This is a genomic window from Sphingopyxis sp. BE235 (genome assembly GCF_031457175.1).
In the GTDB taxonomy this organism is placed as follows: domain Bacteria; phylum Pseudomonadota; class Alphaproteobacteria; order Sphingomonadales; family Sphingomonadaceae; genus Sphingopyxis.
In genome coordinates, this window is sequence record NZ_JAVDWC010000001.1 from 1,485,585 (window position 1) to 1,505,078 (window position 19,494).

The following is a 19,494-nucleotide window of genomic DNA, read 5'->3' on the forward strand; positions in this document are numbered from 1 at the left end:
GGCAACGTGAAGCGTCCGGCGCGAACCTTGGTAGCGGCCAAAGTCTGGAGAGCGAAGGCGCGGCGGCTCCGGTCGTCGGAGCAAAGGGGCGATTCGGCGTTCGCAGATGCAGCATATGGTTGACCCGGGTGCCGTCGCGGGCTGTTTGGTCGCGATTGCGCGGGGGGTGTCTTTTCAGGCTTATGACGGGAACCTTGCCATGCCGACCCTCTACATCTCGCCGACCGGCAGCGGTTCGGGCGACGGCTCGAGCGCCGCGAACGCCGCGACGCTGAAGGACCTGCCGCAGCTGATCGCGGCGGCGGGACCGGGTGGGCAGGTGCTGCTGCTCGCCGACCAGGGGGCCTATACCGCGCCGACCGGGGCGCTGGCGATCGTCGCGGGCGGGGCGGCGAGCGCGCCGGTGACGATCCGCGGGGTCGATGGCGCGGGCAACGCGATGGCGGCGACCATCGCCGGCACCCGGACCGAGCCGTTCGATCCGGCCAGCCCCTCGGGCGAGGAGGTCTTCCGTCTGCTCGGCGGCGCGAACAATCTGCGCTTCAGCGACCTTGCCTTTGAGAATGTCGGCACGGCCTTTCGTGTCGGCGCGGACGTGCGCAACCTCACGGTCGAGCATGTCGACGCCGCGAACGTTTCGCGCTTCTTCGACAATATGGTCTCGGGGGCCAACGCCAGCGCGACGATCACCGGCCTGACGATCCGTGACGTCGCCGTCGATGGTTATTCCAAGGGCGCGATCCGCGTCCAGTACGACAGCAGCAACGTGCTGATCGAGGATGTGCGCGGCGATAGCCAGTTCCAGGACGGCGACAATTTCGCGATCGGCGTCCATATCACCGGAACCGCGCACGACGTGACGATCGATCGTGTCGCCATGCGCAACGCGCTCGATACGGTGAACGACTATCGCAACGGCGACGGTTTCGCGACCGAGCGCGGCACCTACAATATCACGCTGCGCGACGTGATTGCCACGGGCAACAGCGATGGCGGGCTCGACCTGAAGAGCGATAACATCGTGGTCGACGGCGCGATCGTGTCGGGCAATGGGCGCAACATCCGGCTGTGGGGCACGGGCGCGCAGCTCAGCAACATCGTCAGCCTCGACGCGGGCGCGCCGCTGGCGGGCGGCAATCGCGAGCATATCTGGCTGGCCGAGGGTGCGAGCGCGACGATCGACGGGGCGTTCTTCTCCGATCCCGGTTCGCCGACTTTGTTCAACCTCGCCGAGAGGAACGGCCTGCTGACGGTGCGCGACTATGGCCTCGCCACCGGTGCGGGCACGGTGACCTTGAAGAAGGGCACGGGATCGGTGCTGACGCTGGACGGGCAGCGCGTCGTGGTCGCGGCGGGGACTGCGGGCGACGACTTGATCGGCGGCACGGCGGACGCCGATGTGCTGATCGGCGGCGCGGGCAACGACATGCTGGTCGGCAATGCCGGCGATGATGTGCTGTCCGGCGGTTCGGGCACAGACATATTGGTCGGCGGAGCCGGACGCGATCTGCTTAGCTACGCAGGCAGCGATGCTGGGGTGCAGGTCGACCTGATGCGGCTCTCCGCCAGCGGCGGCGATGCCGCGGGCGATCTGTTCGACGGGTTCGAGGATGTCGAGGGTTCGGCCTTTGCCGATGTGCTGGCGGGGGACGCGGGCGCGAACCGGCTGTTCGGCGGTGCGGGCGACGACGCGCTTTCGGGCGGTGCCGGCGATGACCTGCTCGACGGCGGCGCGGGCGCGGACCTGCTCGATGGCGGGGCCGGGATCGATCGGGTCGATTATGGCAGCAGCGGCGCGGGCGTGGTCGTCGACCTCGCCAATGGCGCGGCGAGCGGCGGCGAGGCGGCGGGTGACCGGCTGATCGGGATCGAGGGGGTCAAAGGCTCGGGCTTTGCCGATACGCTTTCGGGCAATGACGGCGCGGACTGGATCGGCGGGGGCGCGGGCGACGACCGGATCGACGGACGCGGCGGCGACGATCTGCTCGTCGGCGGTGCAGGTGCCGACACGCTGATCGGCGGCGCCGGGTTCGACAGCGCGGACTATTCGGGCAGCGACGGGGCGGTCACGATCGACCTTGTCGCCGGCACCGGCAGCGGCGGCGACGCCCAGGGCGACCGGCTCCAGGGGGTCGAGCGGCTGATTGGCTCGGGCTTCGGCGATGTGCTGACCGGCGACGGCTTCGACAATGTGCTGATCGGCGGGGCTGGCGCGGACCGGCTGACCGGCGGCGCCGGGATCGACACCGCCGATTATGCGGCGAGCGGCGCCGCGGTGAACGCGGTGTTGGGCGGCACCGGCAGCGGCGGCGATGCCGAGGGCGATGTGCTGGCGGGGATCGAGAATCTGGTCGGCTCGGGCTTTGGCGACGTGCTGGTCGGCGATGGCGCGGCCAATGCGCTGTCGGGCGGCGACGGGGACGACCGGCTGGCCGGCAAGGGCGGGGCGGACCGGCTCGACGGCGGCGCGGGCACTGACGTTGCGGACTTTTCGACCAGCGCGGGCGCGGTGACGGCGGACCTTGCGGCGGGCACGGCTTCGGGCGGGGTGAGCCTCGTCGCGATCGAGGGCCTGATCGGCTCGGCGTTCGACGATGCGCTGAACGGCGATGCTGGCGACAATCTGCTGTTCGGCGGCAAGGGCGCGGACCTGATCAATGGGCGCGACGGCCTCGATACCGCCGACTATTCGGGCTCGGCGGCGGCGGTGCAGGTCGATCTTGCCCTGTCGGTACAGGGCGGCACCGGCGATGCCGCGGGCGACCGGCTGATGAGCATCGAGGCGCTGGTCGGCTCGGCGTTCGACGATGTGCTGGCCGGGGTGGGGGCTGACGAGGCGTTGTACGGCGGCGCAGGCGCGGACCGGCTCGAAGGGCGCGGCGGTGATGATCTGCTCCAAGGCGGCGCGGGCGCCGATGTGCTGATCGGTGGGGACGGTATCGATACGGTCGACTACAGCGCCAATTCGGGTGCCATCTCGATCAACCTCCAGACCGGCGCGAGCAGCGGCGGCGATGCCGAAGGCGACCGGTTCGACGGGATCGAGCATTTCATCGGCACGGGCTTCGCCGATACGATCATCGGCGATGGCGGCGATCAGATCCTCGCCGGCGGCGCGGGCGGTGACCGCATCGACGGTGCGGGCGGGTTCGACACTGTGGTCTATTCAGACAGCGCCGTGGGCGTGAAGGTCAACCTCGCCACCGGCGCCGTGTCGGGCGGCGATGCACAGGGCGACGGTCTGTCGGGGATCGAGGCGGTGGTTGGCAGCGCCTTCGCCGACACGCTGACGGGCGATGCGAACGCCAACCGGATCGAGGGCGGCGGTGGCAATGACACGCTCGATGGCGGCGCGGGCGCGGACGTGATGATCGGCGGCGCGGACGACGACAGCTATGTGGTCGACAATGCGGGCGACCAGGTGACCGAGACGGTCGGCGGCGGACTCGATATCGTGCGCACGGGCCTGTCCTCGCTGACGCTCGCCAATGGGGTCGAGGATCTCAGCTATACAGGCACCGGCGGCTTTACCGGCACCGGCAATGCGCTCGATAACAGCCTCTACAGCAAAGCGCTGGACGACGCACTCTACGGGCTCGACGGCGACGACAAGCTGGTGGGCGGCGCGGGCGCGGACCTGCTCGACGGCGGGGCGGGGCGCGATCAGGTCGATTACACCAAATCCGCTGCGATCACCGTGAACCTTGTCACCAACGTCAATCGCGGCGGCGAGGCCGAGGGCGACCGGCTGGTCGGTATCGAGACCGTGATCGGCTCCAACTATTCCGACAGCATCACCGGCGGGGACGATCCGCTGCTCGGCGATATCCTCTATGGGCGCGGCGGCGACGATCGCCTGTTCGGCGGAGCAGGCGACGACCAGCTCGATGGCGGCGGCGGCAACGATGTGCTGCGCGGCGGCACCGGCAACGACCTCTATGTCGTCTTTGAGGCCGGCGATCAGGTGATCGAGGCGGCGGGCGAGGGACGCGACCGCATCCGCACCGCCGCGACCAGCTACACGCTCGGCGCCAATGTCGAGGAGCTGGTCTATACCGGGACGATCGGCGCGACGATGACCGGCAACGCGCTCGACAATTTCGTCGTTGGCAGCGGCGGCGAGGATCGGCTTAGCGGTGGCGACGGCGCGGACGTGCTGCGCGGCGGCGCGGGCGGCGATCTGCTCGACGGCGGCGCGGGATCGGACACCGCGGAATATGCGGGCTCGCTCGGCGGCGTGCTGGTCAACCTGCGCGCCCAGACCGCGACCGGCGGCGATGCCATGGGCGACCGGCTGGTGAGTATCGAGAATGCGCAGGGCTCGGCCTTCGCCGATGTGCTGCTCGGCAGCGTCGGGGCCAATGTGCTCACCGGCGGCGAAGGCGACGACGCGCTGTCCGGCGACGACGGCAACGACACGCTGCGCGGAGGTATCGGCGCCGACCGGCTCGATGGCGGCAAGAACGAGGATATGCTCTCGGGCGAAGACGGCGACGACACGCTGTACGGCGGGTCGCAGACCGACCGGCTATATGGCGGCGCGGGCAACGACCTTCTGGTCGGTGACACCGAATGGGTCTCGTCGGTCGCCGCCAGGGACACGCTGGATGGCGGCGATGGCGACGACATGCTGGTCGGCGACGGGATGAACATGACGGCGAGCGGCGTCGGCGGCGCGGACACGCTGATCGGCGGGCTCGGCGACGACATATTGTACGGTGACGCGGTGACCATGGCGGCTGGCGCGCGCGGGGGCGCGGACAAGCTGACCGGCGGCGGCGGGGGCGACCGCTTCGTCTTCGCGGTCGGGTCGGGCGCCGACGAGATCACCGATTTCACGCGTGGCGGCGCCGAGGCAGACCGGATCGACCTCAGCGCTTTCGACATCGCCTATGAGGCGCTGCGCTTCACCACCAGCAGCGCGGGGGTGACGATCCAACTGAGCGCCACCGATACGATCTTCGTGCGCGGCGTCGGCGCGCTCGATCAGGCGGACTTTGTCTTTGGCTGACGTACGCGTCAGCCGAAGACGAAATCATTGGGCGAAAACCCCTGTGCGCCGCGGACGAAGATGCTGTCGGTGCCCATGGTGATGCGGGTCCCATCCGCGCTCGTGGTGAACTTAAGTTGCTCATACGCGATGTCGAAGGCGCTGAGGTCGATATAGTCTGCGCCCGAGGCGAAATCGCTGATCTCGTCGGCGCCCGAGCCCGGCGCGAAAACGAACCAGTCGGCGCCCGCGCCGCCCGCAAGCAGGTCGTTGCCGCCGCCACCGATCAGGTGATCGGGGCCGTCGCCGCCATAGAGCTTGTCGGCGCCGCCGGCGACCGCCGCGGTCGTCTCGCGGCCGTCGCCATAGAGCCAGTCATTGCCGTCGCCGCCCTCCAGCGTGTCGGCGCCGCCCCTGGCGCTGTCCGTCATCACGTCGCCGTCGCCGATCAGGATGTCGTTGCCCGCGCCGCCGGTCAGCCGGTCGTTGCCGCCCCTGCCGCTGCCATAGACATTGGTCGCATCGCCGATCAGCAGGTCGGCATCGTCGCCGCCGTCGAGCCGGTCGTTGGCGCCCTGGCTGCTCAGCCATTCCTGGTCGCCGACCAGCCGGTCCGCGTCCGTGCCGCCGAAGAGCGTGTCCGACTGCCAGCCGCCGATCAGCATATCGGCACCCGACTGGCCCCGGAGCAGATCCTCGCCATTGCCGCCCACGAGCGTATCGTCGCCCGAATTGCCGGCGATGTCGTCGCCGCCACCGAGTCCGCCCAGCGTGTCGCTGCCCGCGCCGCCGATCACCGCGTTGGCGAGTGCGTTGCCATTGCCCGTGAAATCGCCGTCGCCGCGACGGATCAGTGCCTCGATATTGCCGGCGAGCGTGTAGCTGTCCAGCGTCGTCTCGACCCGGTCGAACCCGGCGTCGGCGGCCTCGGCGATCCGGTCGTCGGCGTGATCGACAAGAAAGATGTCGTCGCCAGCGGTGCCTTGCAGCGCATCCGCCGTGGCGGTGTCGGGCAGGGGGAGCAGCGCGATATAGTCGGTCGCGCCGGGCGAGGCCTCGCCCTGATCGACGGTCAGCGTTTCGCGGATCGTGTCGATGCCGACGAGGCCCGGGAGCGAATCGCGCGTGGCGAGCGTCGAGAGTTCGGACCGGGTGATCTCGACGCCCCGCAACGTGAGCTGCCCGTGCGAGGAGATCACCTTGGTGCGCGATCCGGCATCGTCGAAGCGCCCGCCGATCACGGTGACGTCGGCGTCGTCGTCGAGCCAGAGCTGGTTCTGCTCGGAGATGCCGCCGCGCAATACCGGGTTCAGGCCGACCGAGTCGATCAGCGTCGCCTCGTCCCAGAGGCGGTAGTTGCGGCCATTCTCCTCGCTGAGCGCCCGGACGATCAGGGTGCCGCTCGACTTGAGGTCATAACCGCCGTCGCTGTTGCCGCGCGCGACCGTGTCGATGAAGCGTATGTCATGGACGCCGCGCTCGCTCGCGAAACCGTCGCCGTTGAAATAGGCGCCGGCGGTGCTCTGGATATTCTCCATGACCACCCGGCTCAGCGTGACGTTGTGGACGGTGCCGTCGAGATGGACGCCCGCGGGCAGGTCGTCGCCCGTCTGCCCGGCCATGTCCGCCGTGACATTGTCGATCACCACATTGTTGGTGTCGTACTGGACGCGGATCGCGACCCTCGAGAAGCCGTGTATGTCGACGTCGCGGATCGTCAGCCCGGTGATCGTCGCGGTGCCCGAAGGCGCGCTGGCATAATCCTCGAAGAAGCGGCGGACATTGTTCGCGTCGACATCCTCGATATGGAGGTTGGCGAGGTCGGCGGTGACGCGGAAGGCCGTGCCGACATTGTCGATCTGCAGGTCGCGGAATATGAGATTGTCCGCGCCCGCCCCGAGCTTGAACAGCTCGTTGCCGGAGGCGTCGCCCGCCTGCCAGTCGGCCGGTCGCGAGCCGGTGAAATGCGCGGCCATGGCATTGCCGCCCGAATCGACGCCGCGCACCACCACCGACTGGCCCTCCGTCCCGCCGCGAGTGATGCCGAGGATGCCGGTGACGTTATAGTCGCCCTGGTCGGCCAGCAGCAGCACCTCGCCCCCCGGTCCCGCCCTTCCGATCATATTGTTGAGCGAACCGATGGACGCTGCGTTATTGATATCGCTGCCACTTTTGTCCCCGGAACCGGCTGGCGAGATGTACAGGCTTGGCATGGCGAACGACCCCTTGCTGTTACGACGAGGTTAACCTCGGCCAATCCGCCATGCTGCACTGCACTATGGTTAAGCCAGCGTTAAGCTGATCATCGGAGTGGTTATCGCGATGGACCGCCTGCCCCGGGGTGCAACCTGGCCCGGCGCTTAACATATTGGCATGTGGGCTTTTGAAGGCCGAGCGGCCGGTTCGAGGACGGCGGGATCATACCCAAAGGGGCCGACCTATTTGCGCGCGAAAAGCCGTAACAGGCAATAACCCGGAACCGCCGCCAGGGCGATGACGGCCGAAATGTCGAAGAGGCCGACCGTCAGCAGGCCCGTCACGAGCGAAGCGATCGTGACAATCGCCATCAGCAGCGGCCAAGCATATGTTCGGCGGACGGTCTGCCTGGTCATATTGCGTCTCCGCCTTCGACGACTTCGTGGACGCGCCGCTGCAGCGACTGGCCGCGATGCCCGATCCAGAGATAGATGCCGCTGCCGAGGATGACGATCGCGATGATGTCGAGCAGCGCCCAGACGATCTTGAGCGGCAGGCCCGCATAGTCGCCGAAGTGCAGCGGCTGCGACAGATACATGGCGCTGAGGCTGAGCGGCCAGGTCGGGACGCCGGTCAGCTTTGACGTCGCGGCGTCGACGAGCACGGGTTGATAGTTGCGCTGGTCGAGCTGCGATTGGCCGATCATGAACACGCCATAATGATGCTCGCCGCTATAACCCGTGCCCGGGTAGCTGACGAAGGCGGGCTTGAGTTCGGGCCGCGCCGCTTTCGCCTCGGCGACCGCCTTTTCGATCAGGCCGAATTGTGCGGGGGCGGGGCGACCCGCCCATTCGCGGGTCAGCTCGGCAAGCTGGTCCTTCTGCCACTGGTCATAGAGCGGCTCGTCGAGCGTGTTGATGACGCCGGTGAGCCCGACGACCAGCAGCCAGGCGGTGGCCGCGATGCCGAGCAGGTTGTGGATGTCGAGCCATTTCAGTCGTTTGCTGCGTGCCTTGCGAATCGTCCCGAACTCGAGCTTGCGCATGAACGGACGGTAGAGCACGACGCCCGATATGGTCGCGATGGCGAAGAGCAGGCCCATCGCGCCGAGAAAGAGCTTGCCGGGAAGCCCCGCGAACATATCGGTGTGCAGCCGCAGGATGAAGAACATGACGCCTTCGTTGAACTGCGGCGCGGGAACGGCCGTGCCGGTGTAGGCATCGAAAAGCGCGGTCTTCATCTCGGCCGGCGGGGTATCGGCGGTGGGGCCGAGATTGACGTAGACGATCGGTTCGTCGGGATACCAGCCGAGGAACAGCGGCCGGTTGCCGGGATATTGCGCCTTCGCGTCCTCGATCAACCGGTCGAGATTCGCCGGCTGCGCGCCGGGTCGCGGCGCCGACAATTCGGGCTCGGCGCCCGCGAGATGCGCGATCTCCTCGCCGAAGATCAGCGGCAGCCCGGTGATGCAGAGGAGCAGCAGGAAGACCGTGCAGACAAGGCTGGTCCATTTATGAACCAGATACCAGGACTGCACGGTCTTGCGTTTCATCGCGTCAGAACCGGTAGCCGAGCGAGGCGACGACATAGCGGCGATTGCCGCTGAAGCAGTCGCCGAAGGTGCGGCAGGCGGTGAAATAGCTCTTGTCGAACAGGTTCGAGGCGTTGACCGCGGCGGTCCAGCGGTTCCAGTCGACCGACACCAATGCATCGACGAGTGTGTAGGAGGGCGTCGTGATCGCGCTCGTCGGGCCGGTCGAGCGGGTGTTGCCGATATGGCGCACGCCCGCACCGATCCGCAGCAGCGCATCGGCGCCGAGCGGGACCGCCTTCACCGCCCAGAGCGACGCCTGGTCGCGCGGCACGTCGTTGACGCGCGCGCCCTCTTCATAGGTGTAGAGGCTTTCGGAAACGCGCGCATTATTGTGGCTGTACGCGGCGGTCAGCTGGAAGTTGCCGGGCAGGTCGAACGCGCCTTCGATCTCGAACCCTTTCGAGGTCACTTCGCCGGTCTGGAAGACATTGATCGGGTCGGCGGGATCGTTGGTCGGGCGGTTCTGCTCGACGATGTCGTAATAGGCCGCGGTGACGAGAATGCCGCGCTGCGGCTGCCACTTGATGCCGCCTTCATACTGCCGTCCGCGCGTCGGGACATAGGGTTCGCCGGTGCGCGGATTGATCCCCGAAACCGGCTGGAACGCCTCCGAATAGCTGAGGTAGGGGGACAGGCCATAACCGATCTCGCCGATCAGGCCGACCTTGAAGGTCCACGCCGTATCGACGACCGCGGGGGCGCCTTCGGTCTTCGACCGCGCGCGGTCGTGGCGGACACCCGCGACCAGCGTGACGCGGTCGGCATAGCGGATCTGGTCCTGGACATAGACGCCGAGCTGCGTGTTGCGCTGGTCGGGCAGGGCGGCGTAGGGCAGCACGTCCGCCGCGACGCCGCTATTGTTCGGGTTATAGGCGTCGACCGGGGTGATGCCGGGGGTGAACGCGCTGCCGCCCGAGGCGCCGAGCGTCTGCTCGAAATAATTGGTGTAGTCGAGGCCGACGAGGAGCTGGTGGCTGAACGGCCCGGTGTCGAAGGTCAGGCGCGCGTTCGTGTCGCTGGTAAAGATCTTGCCGTGCGGCTTGGTCTGATAGGCGTAGCGATGCAGCGTACGGCCCGTTTCGGCGGTGCCGTCGATGAACGGATTGGCCGGGTTCGAATAGACGTCGGGATACAGCTCGCGGAAAGTCGCCTTGGCGTCGTGTAACGCGCCCGCGCGCTGAGGCTGAGCAGGTCGGAAACCCGCTGGTCGACGATGAGCGTCGCCGACAGCGTGCGCTGGCGGAGCGTGTCATAATTCTCGTCACCCAGGAAGGTGCGGTTGCTGAGCCGCCGGGCGTCGTTGGGCGCGCCGATCGCCGACACGACGGGAATAAACTGCTGACTCGATGCCGAGCGGTCGCGCTGGTAGAGGCCGATCAGCGTCACCGCGGTGTCCGAACTCGGCCGCCAGCTCAGCGACGGCTGGACGAGCACGCGATTGTCGTCGAGCAGCCGCATCTGCTGGCCCGCGTCGCGCACGACCGCGACGATGCGGCCGGCGAGCGTATCGCCGCCGAGCGGGCCGGTCAGGTCGACCATCGCCTGCTTGCGGTCCCACGATCCATATTCGATCCGCGCGCTGCCGCCGGCTTCGAATTCGGGGCGCTTGCTGACGCTGTTGATAATGCCGCCGTTGGATGCCTGCCCGTAGAGGACCGAAGACGGTCCGCGCAGCACTTCGACGCGCGAGAGTGTGTCGACCGCGGCGCGGGCGAAGGGCGCGAAGGTGTAGAGGCTGCGCATCCCGTCGAGGAACTGGACGGGTGCGAGCCCGCGCACGACGCTCGCGTCGCCGCGCGTGTCGAGGCCATAGGCCTCGCCGGTGACGCCGGCTGAATAGCGGAGCGTTTCCTGCAAATTGAGCGCGCCGCGGTCGCGGAAAAGTTCTTCGGTGACGACGCTGATCGCCTGAGGGGTTTCGACGAGCGGCGTGTCGCTCTTGGTCGCGGTGACGGCTCGGTCGGCGGTGACGGTGATCTCCGCGCTGGTCTGGCTTTCCTGCGCCTGCGCGGCGCCCGTCCAGGCCACCGTTACCAGCAAGGCATTGATCATTCTATATTTCATCGCGATCCTCCAATATGGGAAGCGCGCTAGACGCGAATGATCGCTACTGCAACCCATTTGCAAGAGCGCAGCCTGCCAGCCGGAAAGATCGCGCGTCGAGCGCGCGACCGAGCAATCCGCAACCGGACCAAAGCTGGCCCCTCCGCCTGATGAACAGGCTTGGTGGAGCCGGGCAGGAAGGGATCAATAGGCTTTTCGGTCCGGGTGCGCCAATTCGGCTTCCGAAGGCCAATGGCCCTGCGGATTTTCCCGAACGATCTCGGTCAGCAGCGCCTTTGCGCCCATCTCGTCGCCGGCAAAGCGACGCTCCATCGCGATCGCGAACTTGATGGTGCTGTCACGGCTGTCCTTGAAGCCCGTGGGGTCGAGGCGACCCTGCATGATCTGGACCGCCTGGTAATATGTGAAATTCTCGATCAGCTTCAGCCCCGGCTCGATCGCATCGATCGCCGCGCGCGCCTTGTCGTGCTGCCCCATCTTCCGGTACGCGAGATAGGTCCAGTAGGTCGTCGGCACGCGCATGTCGTCGCGCGCGAAATCGGCGGCAAGCTCCAGCGATTTCGCCATGCCCGACACCATCGTCGGATAGTCGCCCGTCGCAAAGCTCGTTTGCGCGTGATAATAAACGATGTTCCCGCGATAGGTGCTGATCGTGAGGCCGATCGGGTTGGGCATGCCGTCGGGTTCGAAACTGTCGGGCGTGTCGCCCATCAGCGCGAGCGCCTTTTCATAATCGGCGAGCGCCTCCTTGAACTTGCACGCGCGCGTCAGGTCGCGGGCGCGGAAGCGGTAGAGCTTGTAGCTCTCCGGGAACTGCTTGATCCCGGCGCTGAACGCATCGACCGCGTCGCAGATGCGCCCGGCATAGTCGAGGCGCCGCCCGTACCAGATGTGGCTATCCTCGCGGCCCGGCGCGATGCGCAGCGCTGCCGCGGCGATCGCGATATCCTCGTCGAGCAGCTTTTGCGTCGCGGGTGAGAATTTAGGCACGGTCAGCGGCGTGCCGATCAGGCTGGTCGCGCAATTCCCCGCGTCGGCGCCAGGGACGTTCGCCGACGCAGGGGCTGCCGTCAGCAGCAAGGCAAGGGTGAGGGCGGAAAGACGGAGGCTCATCCGATCACTTCCTGATAGATGCGGCGGACGTTTGTCCCCATGATCTTTTCGACCGTGCTGGTCGGATAGCCGAGCTTGCGCACGCCATCCCACACCACCTCCATGCGCCGCGGACCGTTGAGTTCGTTGATGAACAAAGGCCAGTCGGGCTCGTGGAAATTGGCGCCCTCCTCGCGCTTCAGCTCGGCGATATAGGCGTCGGTCATCTCGACGACGCGGTGGTCGCGGTCGCTGCCGATCGCGACATGGTCGGCGCCCATCACCTTCACCGCATGGTCGATATGGCGGAAATATTCGGGCAGCGCGTCGTCGCGCTTCGTCGTCAGGAACGGCCGCATCTGGCAGATGCCAGCGACGCCGCCCTTGTCGGCGAGCAGGCGCAGGTTCGCGTCGGTCGTGTTGCGGACATTGCTGTGCACCGCCATGCACGCGGTGTGCGAGACGATCACGGGCATTTTCGACGCGGCGATCGTATCGGCCATCGTCTGCATGTTCGAATGCGACAGGTCGATCAGCATGCGGCGCTCGTTCATCCGCCCGACGAGGTCGCGGCCGAAATGGGTGAGGCCGTTGGCGCCGAGTTCCTTGCACCCCGCGCCCGCCCAATTCTGGTCGTTATAGGTGATCTGCGCCGACCGCACCCCGAGCTTGTGGAACAGGTCGACATTGTCGAGGTCGCGGCCGAACTGGGTGCTGTTCTGGAACAGGTAGAACAGCGCGAGCTGGCCGTTCGCCCGCGCGGCGTCGATATCGCTGGTCTTCGTCGCCTTCAGGAACAGCTCGGGATGCTTGGCGATATGCGCGTCATGGTCGAGCACCGCCTGCACCGCCTCTTCATAGGCTTGCCCCTCATAGGCCTTGGGGTCGCAGAGCGTGACCGTGATCGCGTCGAGCCCGCTGGCGCGCATCTGGCCGATCAGCGCGGCGTCATATTCGAAGCGCACCTCGCCCATCGCGTCGAAGGTGAGGGGCCGCGTCTTCGATCGTGCCGCCGCCGCGGGCGCGAACGCCATCGTGGCCGACAAGGCCGCCCCCGACAGGATGAAATTCCGTCTGTCCATCGCTTCGCCCTCTCCAATTTTCTATTGGAAAGAAATTAGCGTATCGGAAAATTATTGCAAGCCCGATGATCGGTACGAGCGCACGGGCGCTCAGCCGGTGTTGACCCACAACACGACGGCATCTTCCTCGCTCGTCGAATAGGCGGCGTGCTGCATGCTGCTGTTGATATAGATGCTGTCGCCGACGCCGAGATATGCGGGCTCATAATGCTCGGTCTGGAAGCAGATTTCGCCTTCGAGCACATAGAGGAATTCCTCGCCGCTGTGCTGCGACCAGCTCTTGAAATCCTCGAGGCTGCGCGCCTTGATCGTCGTGACGAACGGCAGGATCTTCTTGTTCTTGAGTTCGGCGGCGATCAGCCGGTGGCGGTAGACCGCGGTTTCCATCAGGCGGCCCGCGCCGTCCATCGTGACGCTGCGCCGGCCCGCGGCATCCTGCCCCGAATTGCTCGCGAACAATTCGGTGATGTCGATGTCGAAGCCGGTCGCGAGTTTCTGCACGACGTCGAACGTCGGCGACATCTGGTCATTCTCGATCTTCGACAATGTCGAGGCCGCAAGCGCGGTCAGCCGCCCCGCATCCTCCAGCGTCATCCCGCGTTCCTTGCGCAATTGGCGCAATCGCTCGCCCAGGTGGAAGCCTTCGGATCGAGGCCGCTTCGCGGTACGAACGGCACCCAAAACTTCCGGCTCGTCTCCATTTCTGGGCGGCATAAATCTCCAATCCTTCACTTGCTCGAGATCGCATGGCATCGGCCGATGGGGACGGCTGGGGGAAGAGGTCCGGCCAATCAGCCGCCGCCATCTATAAGGCACAAATTTCCGATAGGCTACGATATTGGCATATCCGCTATGCCAATGCCGTATGTGCCCACCGGAAATACGCGTCGATCTCTAACAGACGAGATCAGAATTTATACTTAGCATTCAAATAATAGAAGCCGCCGGCGACCCCGAATACACTGTGATTGTCATAGATCAGGCCGGCGCGGGCGCGCGCAGGGCCGCGACCCGGCGGGAAGATGTTGAAGATGTTGCGTGCGCCGACGCTCAGCTCGACATCCTGAATGCCCGAATAGGTCACCTCGGCGTCGAACAGCGTCACCGCCTTGCGCGGCAGGAAGGTCGCGCCATCGAGACGGCGCCACGCGCCATAATGGATCGCGCGTGCCATGAAGCCGAAATCGCCGACCTTGGTCGTCGCCGAGAAATTGCCGCGCCAGCGCGGCGTGCCGCGTTCGAACTCGGTCACGATCGCCGGGCTGAACCCCGGAGGCGGCGCGCCGCGCAGGTGCTGTTCGTTATAGTTCACGGCAAGGCTGAAGTCGGTCGAGGCATTGTCCGACCAGCTGTGACGATAGGTGCTCACCAGGTCGAAACCGCGCACGCGCGTGTCCATTTCATTCTGGAAATAGCGCACCTGCTGGATGTCCGCGCCGTTCGGGAAATTGATCGCGGCCAGCGCGGCGCGCTCGGCGGCGGTGGTGTTCCGCGACGGCGTCAGCAACAGGCGATCGTCGACGTCGATCTGATAGAAATCGAGCGTGGTCAGGAAGCCGTCGAGGCCGGTGAAGACGACGCCCGCCGACATGTTGAACGAGGTTTCGGGCGTCAGCGCCTCCGAGCCGAAGACCCGCGCCGCGGGCGACCCCGGAACGAGTACGGCGTCGAGGATGAAGCCGCCGACGCCGTCGAGCTGCGAGGTCAGGCTGGTGCCGAAGACCTGTCCGGCGGCCGGCGCGCGGAAGCCGGTGCTGACCGAACCGCGAAGCGCAAAGGCATCGCTCAGCTCGAAGCGCGTCGAGGCCTTGTAGCTGAAATTGTCGCCGAACTGGTCATAATCCTCGTAGCGGGCGGCCGCCGACAGGTTCCACCAAGGCGTGATGTCGGCATCGATTTCGCCGAACACCGCATAGCTGTTCGAATCGAAGCTGCCGGCAAATTCGGGCGAGAAACCCTGGAAACCGTTCGAGCCCGCGGGCAGGTCCCGCAGCGGACCCGTCGTGTAGCTCGCGACGTCGCCCTCGCCGATGACATAGGTTTCCTTGCGATGGCTGGCCCCGGCAAAGACGAGGATGTCGTTGCTCAGCTCATAGGAGACTTCGGCGTCGAACTGGATTTCGCGCTGGGTGAGCGAACCGGGCTTGAACGCGGTCGGCGACTTGACCCCCATCGACGCGTTGATCGTGCCGGTGATCGTGTAGTCGACGGTGTTCGTGCCGTAGCGCGCCGACAGGTCCCACGTGAGCGGACCTTCCTGGTCGCGCAGCCCGACAAGGGCGCTGAAATCCTCGAGATGGCCGCGGAATTCCGGCGTGAAGCCGCCCGGATAGACGGCGGCCAGGTTGAACAATTCGGGGTGCGCGGGCGTCAGGTCGAACGCCGAATTGGCATAGGTGCCGTGGCGGTTCAGGCCGCCCGCCGTGACGGGCTGGCGCAGACCGAAGGTGACCGAGCTCTTGCCCGTCATATAGTTGCCGAAGCTATAGAGTTCGAGTTCGTCGCTGAGTTCGATGCCGGCGTTCCATACCGACTTGAACGCCATGTAGCGCGGATCGAGATTACCCTCGGGATGCTCGGGAATACCGGGAATGCCCATCGCCCGCATCGCCTCGGCGCCCGAATGGGTGGCCTTCTTCGCATAGGCCTTGGCCTGGTCGGTATATTGGGCGGCGATGTTGAAATAGGCATTGTCGCCCACCGGAACGGCCAGATGACCCTGGATGTCATAGGTGCGGCCGCCGGACGTATAATATTCGCCAACCTGGCCGATGATCGAGCCGCCGCTCCTGGCCTTTTTCAGCTCCAGGTTGATCACGCCGGCGATCGCGTCCGAGCCATATTGGGCCGACGCGCCGTCGCGGAGCACTTCGACGCTCGACAGCGCGATCGGCGGAATGACGTTGAAATCCTGACCCTGCGAACCCGAGGTCGAGGCATGGCCGGTGCCGATCTGCACGATCGAGGCGCGGTGGCGGCGCTTGCCGTTCATCAGCAGCAGGACATGATCGGCCGGCGAGCCGCGCAGCGTGACAGGCCGCACGAAAGAGGAACCGTCGTTGCCCTGAAGGCGCTGCGCGTTGAACGCGGGGACGAGCGTGCGCAGCGCGTCGTTCACGTCCGAATAGCCGGTCGTCGCGATCTGTTCGGGCGCGATGACGTCGATCGCGACCGAGCTATCGGTGATCGAGCGGTCCTTGCGGCGCGTACCGATGACGACGATGTCGCTGCCGCCGGCACTGGTCTCTGCGCCATCCTCTTCGGGCGGCGCCGACTGGGCATGCGCCATCGGCGTGATCGCGAAGGCGAGCGCGGACGACAACAACAGGCGTGACACGAACTTCGACATTTTTCCCTCCTTTTGGACCCGTTTCCCCACCGGAAATTCGTTGATTTCCGCAATGTGTCGTAATTTCCAGAATTTTCCTATCATAAAAATTCTTGCTCAACTAGCAAAAACTTCCTATGCAAATGGGGAGTGCTGCACGGGCGGCCTCGCGGCGTGGGCCGACGGGAGAATTTCGCTTGAGCGGCATTGGGAAATGGGCGGCGCTGGCGATCGGCGTGTCGCTTTCGGGCATGGCCGTCGCGGCGCCTGCTGGCGCCGAGCTTGCCGATACGCTGGTAATCCACGCGGGCGCCGTCGTCGCAATTCCGGGCGAAAAGCCGCTGGGACCGAGCACGATCGTGGTCCGCGATGGGCGCATCGCCGAAATCCAGCCGGGCTATCTGGAGCGGGCGGACGTGCGGGTGATCGACCTGAAGGACCGGACGCTGCTGCCCGGGCTGATCGACACGCATGTCCATTTCAGCTTCTCGCCCGAAACGAAACTATGGGCGGCGGCGGTCGATACGCCCGAGGATGTCGCGCTGTTCGCTTTTTCCAATGCGAAAAAGACCCTCGAGGCCGGGTTCACGACGGTTCGCGACGTCGGCTCCGACGGCACTTCGATCCACGCGCTGCGCGACGCGGTCAACGAAGGCACGGTCGTCGGCCCGCGTATCTTCCTGTCGGGCACGTCGCTGTCGATCGTCGGCGGGCATGGCGACATGTCGGGGCTCAACCGCAAGACGACCGAGGCGCTCTATCCCTATGACTATACCGGCGCCTGCACCGGCGGCGTCGAATGCGCGCTGCGCGTGCGCGAAGCCGCCAAATATGGCGCGGACCTGATCAAGGTCACCTCGACCGGCGGCATCATGTCGCAACAGGCGCGCGGACTGGGCCAGCACCTGACCGACGAGGAACTCACTGCGATCGTTACCACCGCGCACAGCCTCGGGCTCAAGGTCGCGGCGCACGCGCATGGCGGGGAGGGCGTTGCCGCCTCGGTGCGCGCGGGGGTCGATTCGATCGAGCATGGCACCTATCTCGACGAGGAAACCGCGAAGCTGATGGCGAAGCGCGGCACCTGGCTCGTGCCGACGCTCGGCCTGCTCGATTCGCGGAAAGAAAGCGAGGCCAGCCCCGCCGTGCAGGCGAAGATGACCGAAGCGCGCCGCGTCGCGGGGCGGAATATCCGGCTCGCGGTCCAGCATAAGGTCAAATTCGCCTTCGGCACCGACGCCGGCGTGTCGCCGCACGGACAGAATGCGCGGCAGTTTCGCCTGATGGTCGAGCAAGGTCCGATGACGCCGATGGCGGCGCTGCGATCGGCGACCGTCGATGCCGCGGCGCTGCTGGATCAATCGGACAATATCGGCACGATCGAAGTCGGAAAATATGCCGACATGATCGCGGTCGCGGGCGATCCCTATCGCGATGTGACGGTGACCGAGCGCGTCTCTACGGTGATCAAGGACGGCCGCGTCATCATCCACGATGACCGCGCGAGTCCGTGACGCAAACCCGCCAACGCCATGCTTTTCCCCTTTCAACGGACAATTAGATGAACGCTCTTGATAAGATGATTTCTCCCGGTGCCGGCCACAGCGTACAGGGCGGCTTTGCCCGTTCGGTCACCGATATATTCGGCGCGCTCGGGCTGTCGCTCGATGCCCATCTGGGTTCGGACCTCAAGGTTTTCTCGCCGATCGACGGGTCGGAACTCGCAGCCCTGCGCACCGACAAGGCGGGCGATATGGACGCGATGGTCGCGAACGCGCGCGCAGCCTTTGCCACATGGAAAGACGTACCCGCGCCGCATCGCGGCGAACTCGTCCGGCGCTATGGTTTGCTGGTGCGCGAGCATAAGGAGGCGTTGTCGCACCTCCTGACCATCGAGAATGGCAAGATCCTGACCGAAGCGCGCGGCGAGGTGCAGGAGGTCATCGACATCTGCGAATATGCCGTCGGCCTGTCGCGCCAGCTTTTCGGGCTGACGATCGCGTCGGAACGCGCCGAGCACCGGCTGACCGAATATTGGCACCCGCTCGGCGTGCTCGGGTTGATCTCGGCGTTCAATTTCCCCGCTGCGGTCTGGGCGTGGGGCACCACCGTCGCGCTCGTCTGCGGCGACAGCGCGATCTGGAAGCCGTCCGAAAAGACCCCGCTCACCGCGCTCGCCTTCGCCGGGCTGCTGCAGAAGGCGGCGGCCGACTATGAGCTCGCGCCCGACCATCTGGTGCAGGTCGCGATCGGCGATGCCGCGTGCGGCACGATGCTCGCCGACCATCCCGATGTCGCGATCGTCAGCGCGACGGGCAGCGTCCGCATGGGGCAGGATGTCGGCGTGCGCGTCCAGCGCCGCTTCGGACGTCCGGTGCTCGAACTCGGCGGCAACAACGCCGCGGTTGTCGCGCCGAGCGCCGATATCGGGCTCGCGCTGCGCGGAACGATCTTCGCCGCGACGGGCACGTGCGGCCAGCGCTGCACGACCTTGCGCCGCCTGATCGTCCACGAGGACATCCGCGCCGATTTCGTGAAGCGCCTGATTGCGGCGGTCGGCAGCCTCAACATCGGCAGTCCGCTCGACGACGCGACGCACGTCGGCCCGCTGATCGACAAGGCCGCCTTCGACGCGATGCAGCGCGCGCTCGAACAGGCGCGCCGCGACGGCGGCATCGTCCACGGCGGCGACCGGATCGAGGTCGCGGGACCCGACGCCTATTATGTCCGCCCGGCGATCGTCGAGATGCCCGCGCAGAGCGAAATCGTCCGCGAGGAAACCTTTGCGCCGATCCTCTATGTCCTCGCCTACACCGGCTTCGACGAAGCGATTGCGCTGCAGAACGGCGTCCCGCAGGGGCTGTCGTCGTGCGTCTTCACCAGCGACGTGCGCGAGGCCGAGAAATTCCAGTCGGCGCAGGGCAGCGACTGCGGCATCGTCAACGTCAATATCGGGACGAGCGGCGCCGAGATCGGCGGCGCGTTCGGCGGCGAGAAGGTCACGGGGGGCGGCCGCGTGTCGGGTTCCGACAGCTGGAAGAATTATATGCGCCGCGTTACCGCGACGGTGAATTACTCGACCTCGCTCCCGCTCGCGCAGGGTGTGAAGTTCGATCTCGATATCGATTGAAGACACAGGATCAGTTCG

General features: G+C 66.2%; 12 protein-coding genes. 3 read left to right on the plus strand and 9 right to left on the minus strand.

Annotated elements, in window-relative coordinates:
* Positions 1–199: 199 nt before the first annotated feature.
* Entirely contained in the window at positions 200–5,011 is a 4,812-nt protein-coding gene (locus J2X38_RS06925) for a hypothetical protein (protein ID WP_310252539.1), read from the plus strand.
* A gap of 8 nt (positions 5,012–5,019) precedes the next feature.
* Here the strand turns inward: J2X38_RS06925 and J2X38_RS06930 are convergent, their stop codons facing one another.
* From J2X38_RS06930 to J2X38_RS06970, 9 genes are all read right to left on the minus strand, one after another.
* Complete coding sequence (locus tag J2X38_RS06930) at positions 5,020–7,113, minus strand: calcium-binding protein (protein WP_310252541.1); 2,094 nt, start codon at positions 7,111–7,113, stop codon at positions 5,020–5,022.
* Between the two features lie 315 nt (positions 7,114–7,428).
* Positions 7,429–7,602 (minus strand): hypothetical protein, encoded by a 174-nt coding sequence (locus J2X38_RS06935; protein WP_310252543.1) that lies wholly within the window; start codon positions 7,600–7,602, stop codon positions 7,429–7,431.
* Positions 7,599–8,738 carry a PepSY-associated TM helix domain-containing protein gene (locus tag J2X38_RS06940; protein WP_310252545.1) on the minus strand — a complete coding sequence of 380 codons (1,140 nt, stop codon included), beginning with the start codon at positions 8,736–8,738 and terminating at the stop codon, positions 7,599–7,601. Before J2X38_RS06940 ends, J2X38_RS06935 begins: the two co-directional genes overlap by 4 nt.
* A gap of 4 nt (positions 8,739–8,742) precedes the next feature.
* Positions 8,743–9,876, minus strand: a complete 1,134-nt coding sequence (locus J2X38_RS06945) for a TonB-dependent receptor domain-containing protein (RefSeq protein WP_310252726.1) — start codon at positions 9,874–9,876, stop codon at positions 8,743–8,745.
* Positions 9,777–10,844 carry a TonB-dependent receptor plug domain-containing protein gene (locus tag J2X38_RS06950; protein ID WP_310252547.1) on the minus strand — a complete coding sequence of 356 codons (1,068 nt, stop codon included), beginning with the start codon at positions 10,842–10,844 and terminating at the stop codon, positions 9,777–9,779. The genes J2X38_RS06945 and J2X38_RS06950 overlap by 100 nt, the downstream gene beginning before the upstream one ends.
* A 183-nt stretch (positions 10,845–11,027) precedes the next feature.
* On the minus strand, positions 11,028–11,957 hold the full coding sequence (locus J2X38_RS06955; RefSeq protein ID WP_310252549.1) for a hypothetical protein: 930 nt from the start codon (positions 11,955–11,957) through the stop codon (positions 11,028–11,030).
* Complete coding sequence (locus J2X38_RS06960) at positions 11,954–13,018, minus strand: membrane dipeptidase (RefSeq protein WP_310252551.1); 1,065 nt, start codon at positions 13,016–13,018, stop codon at positions 11,954–11,956. The genes J2X38_RS06955 and J2X38_RS06960 overlap by 4 nt, the downstream gene beginning before the upstream one ends.
* Before the next feature lie 90 nt (positions 13,019–13,108).
* Positions 13,109–13,732: a helix-turn-helix domain-containing protein gene (locus J2X38_RS06965; protein ID WP_082639728.1), complete on the minus strand. Its 624-nt coding sequence runs from the start codon at positions 13,730–13,732 to the stop codon at positions 13,109–13,111.
* Between the two features lie 193 nt (positions 13,733–13,925).
* The gene (locus J2X38_RS06970; protein WP_058538979.1) at positions 13,926–16,367 is read right to left on the minus strand and encodes a TonB-dependent siderophore receptor; all 2,442 of its coding nucleotides are present in this window, start codon (positions 16,365–16,367) and stop codon (positions 13,926–13,928) included.
* A gap of 176 nt (positions 16,368–16,543) precedes the next feature.
* On the opposite strand from J2X38_RS06970, the gene J2X38_RS06975 reads away from it, so the two are divergent.
* Together J2X38_RS06975 and J2X38_RS06980 are read left to right on the plus strand one after the other, a co-directional pair.
* Positions 16,544–17,860: an amidohydrolase family protein gene (locus J2X38_RS06975; RefSeq protein ID WP_310252555.1), complete on the plus strand. Its 1,317-nt coding sequence runs from the start codon at positions 16,544–16,546 to the stop codon at positions 17,858–17,860.
* A gap of 47 nt (positions 17,861–17,907) precedes the next feature.
* Entirely contained in the window at positions 17,908–19,476 is a 1,569-nt protein-coding gene (locus J2X38_RS06980) for an aldehyde dehydrogenase family protein (protein WP_310252557.1), read from the plus strand.
* Positions 19,477–19,494: the final 18 nt, after the last annotated feature.

Coding starts and splice junctions, on each gene's coding strand:
- J2X38_RS06925 (WP_310252539.1), top strand. CDS start 200: ATGCCGACCCTCTACATCTCGCCGACCGGCAGCGGTTCGGGCGACGGC.
- J2X38_RS06930 (WP_310252541.1), bottom strand. CDS start 7,113: ATGATCGGAAGGGCGGGACCGGGGGGCGAGGTGCTGCTGCTGGCCGAC.
- J2X38_RS06935 (WP_310252543.1), bottom strand. CDS start 7,602: ATGACCAGGCAGACCGTCCGCCGAACATATGCTTGGCCGCTGCTGATG.
- J2X38_RS06940 (WP_310252545.1), bottom strand. CDS start 8,738: ATGAAACGCAAGACCGTGCAGTCCTGGTATCTGGTTCATAAATGGACC.
- J2X38_RS06950 (WP_310252547.1), bottom strand. CDS start 10,844: ATGAAATATAGAATGATCAATGCCTTGCTGGTAACGGTGGCCTGGACG.
- J2X38_RS06955 (WP_310252549.1), bottom strand. CDS start 11,957: ATGAGCCTCCGTCTTTCCGCCCTCACCCTTGCCTTGCTGCTGACGGCA.
- J2X38_RS06960 (WP_310252551.1), bottom strand. CDS start 13,018: ATGGACAGACGGAATTTCATCCTGTCGGGGGCGGCCTTGTCGGCCACG.
- J2X38_RS06965 (WP_082639728.1), bottom strand. CDS start 13,732: ATGCCGCCCAGAAATGGAGACGAGCCGGAAGTTTTGGGTGCCGTTCGT.
- J2X38_RS06970 (WP_058538979.1), bottom strand. CDS start 16,367: ATGTCGAAGTTCGTGTCACGCCTGTTGTTGTCGTCCGCGCTCGCCTTC.
- J2X38_RS06980 (WP_310252557.1), top strand. CDS start 17,908: ATGAACGCTCTTGATAAGATGATTTCTCCCGGTGCCGGCCACAGCGTA.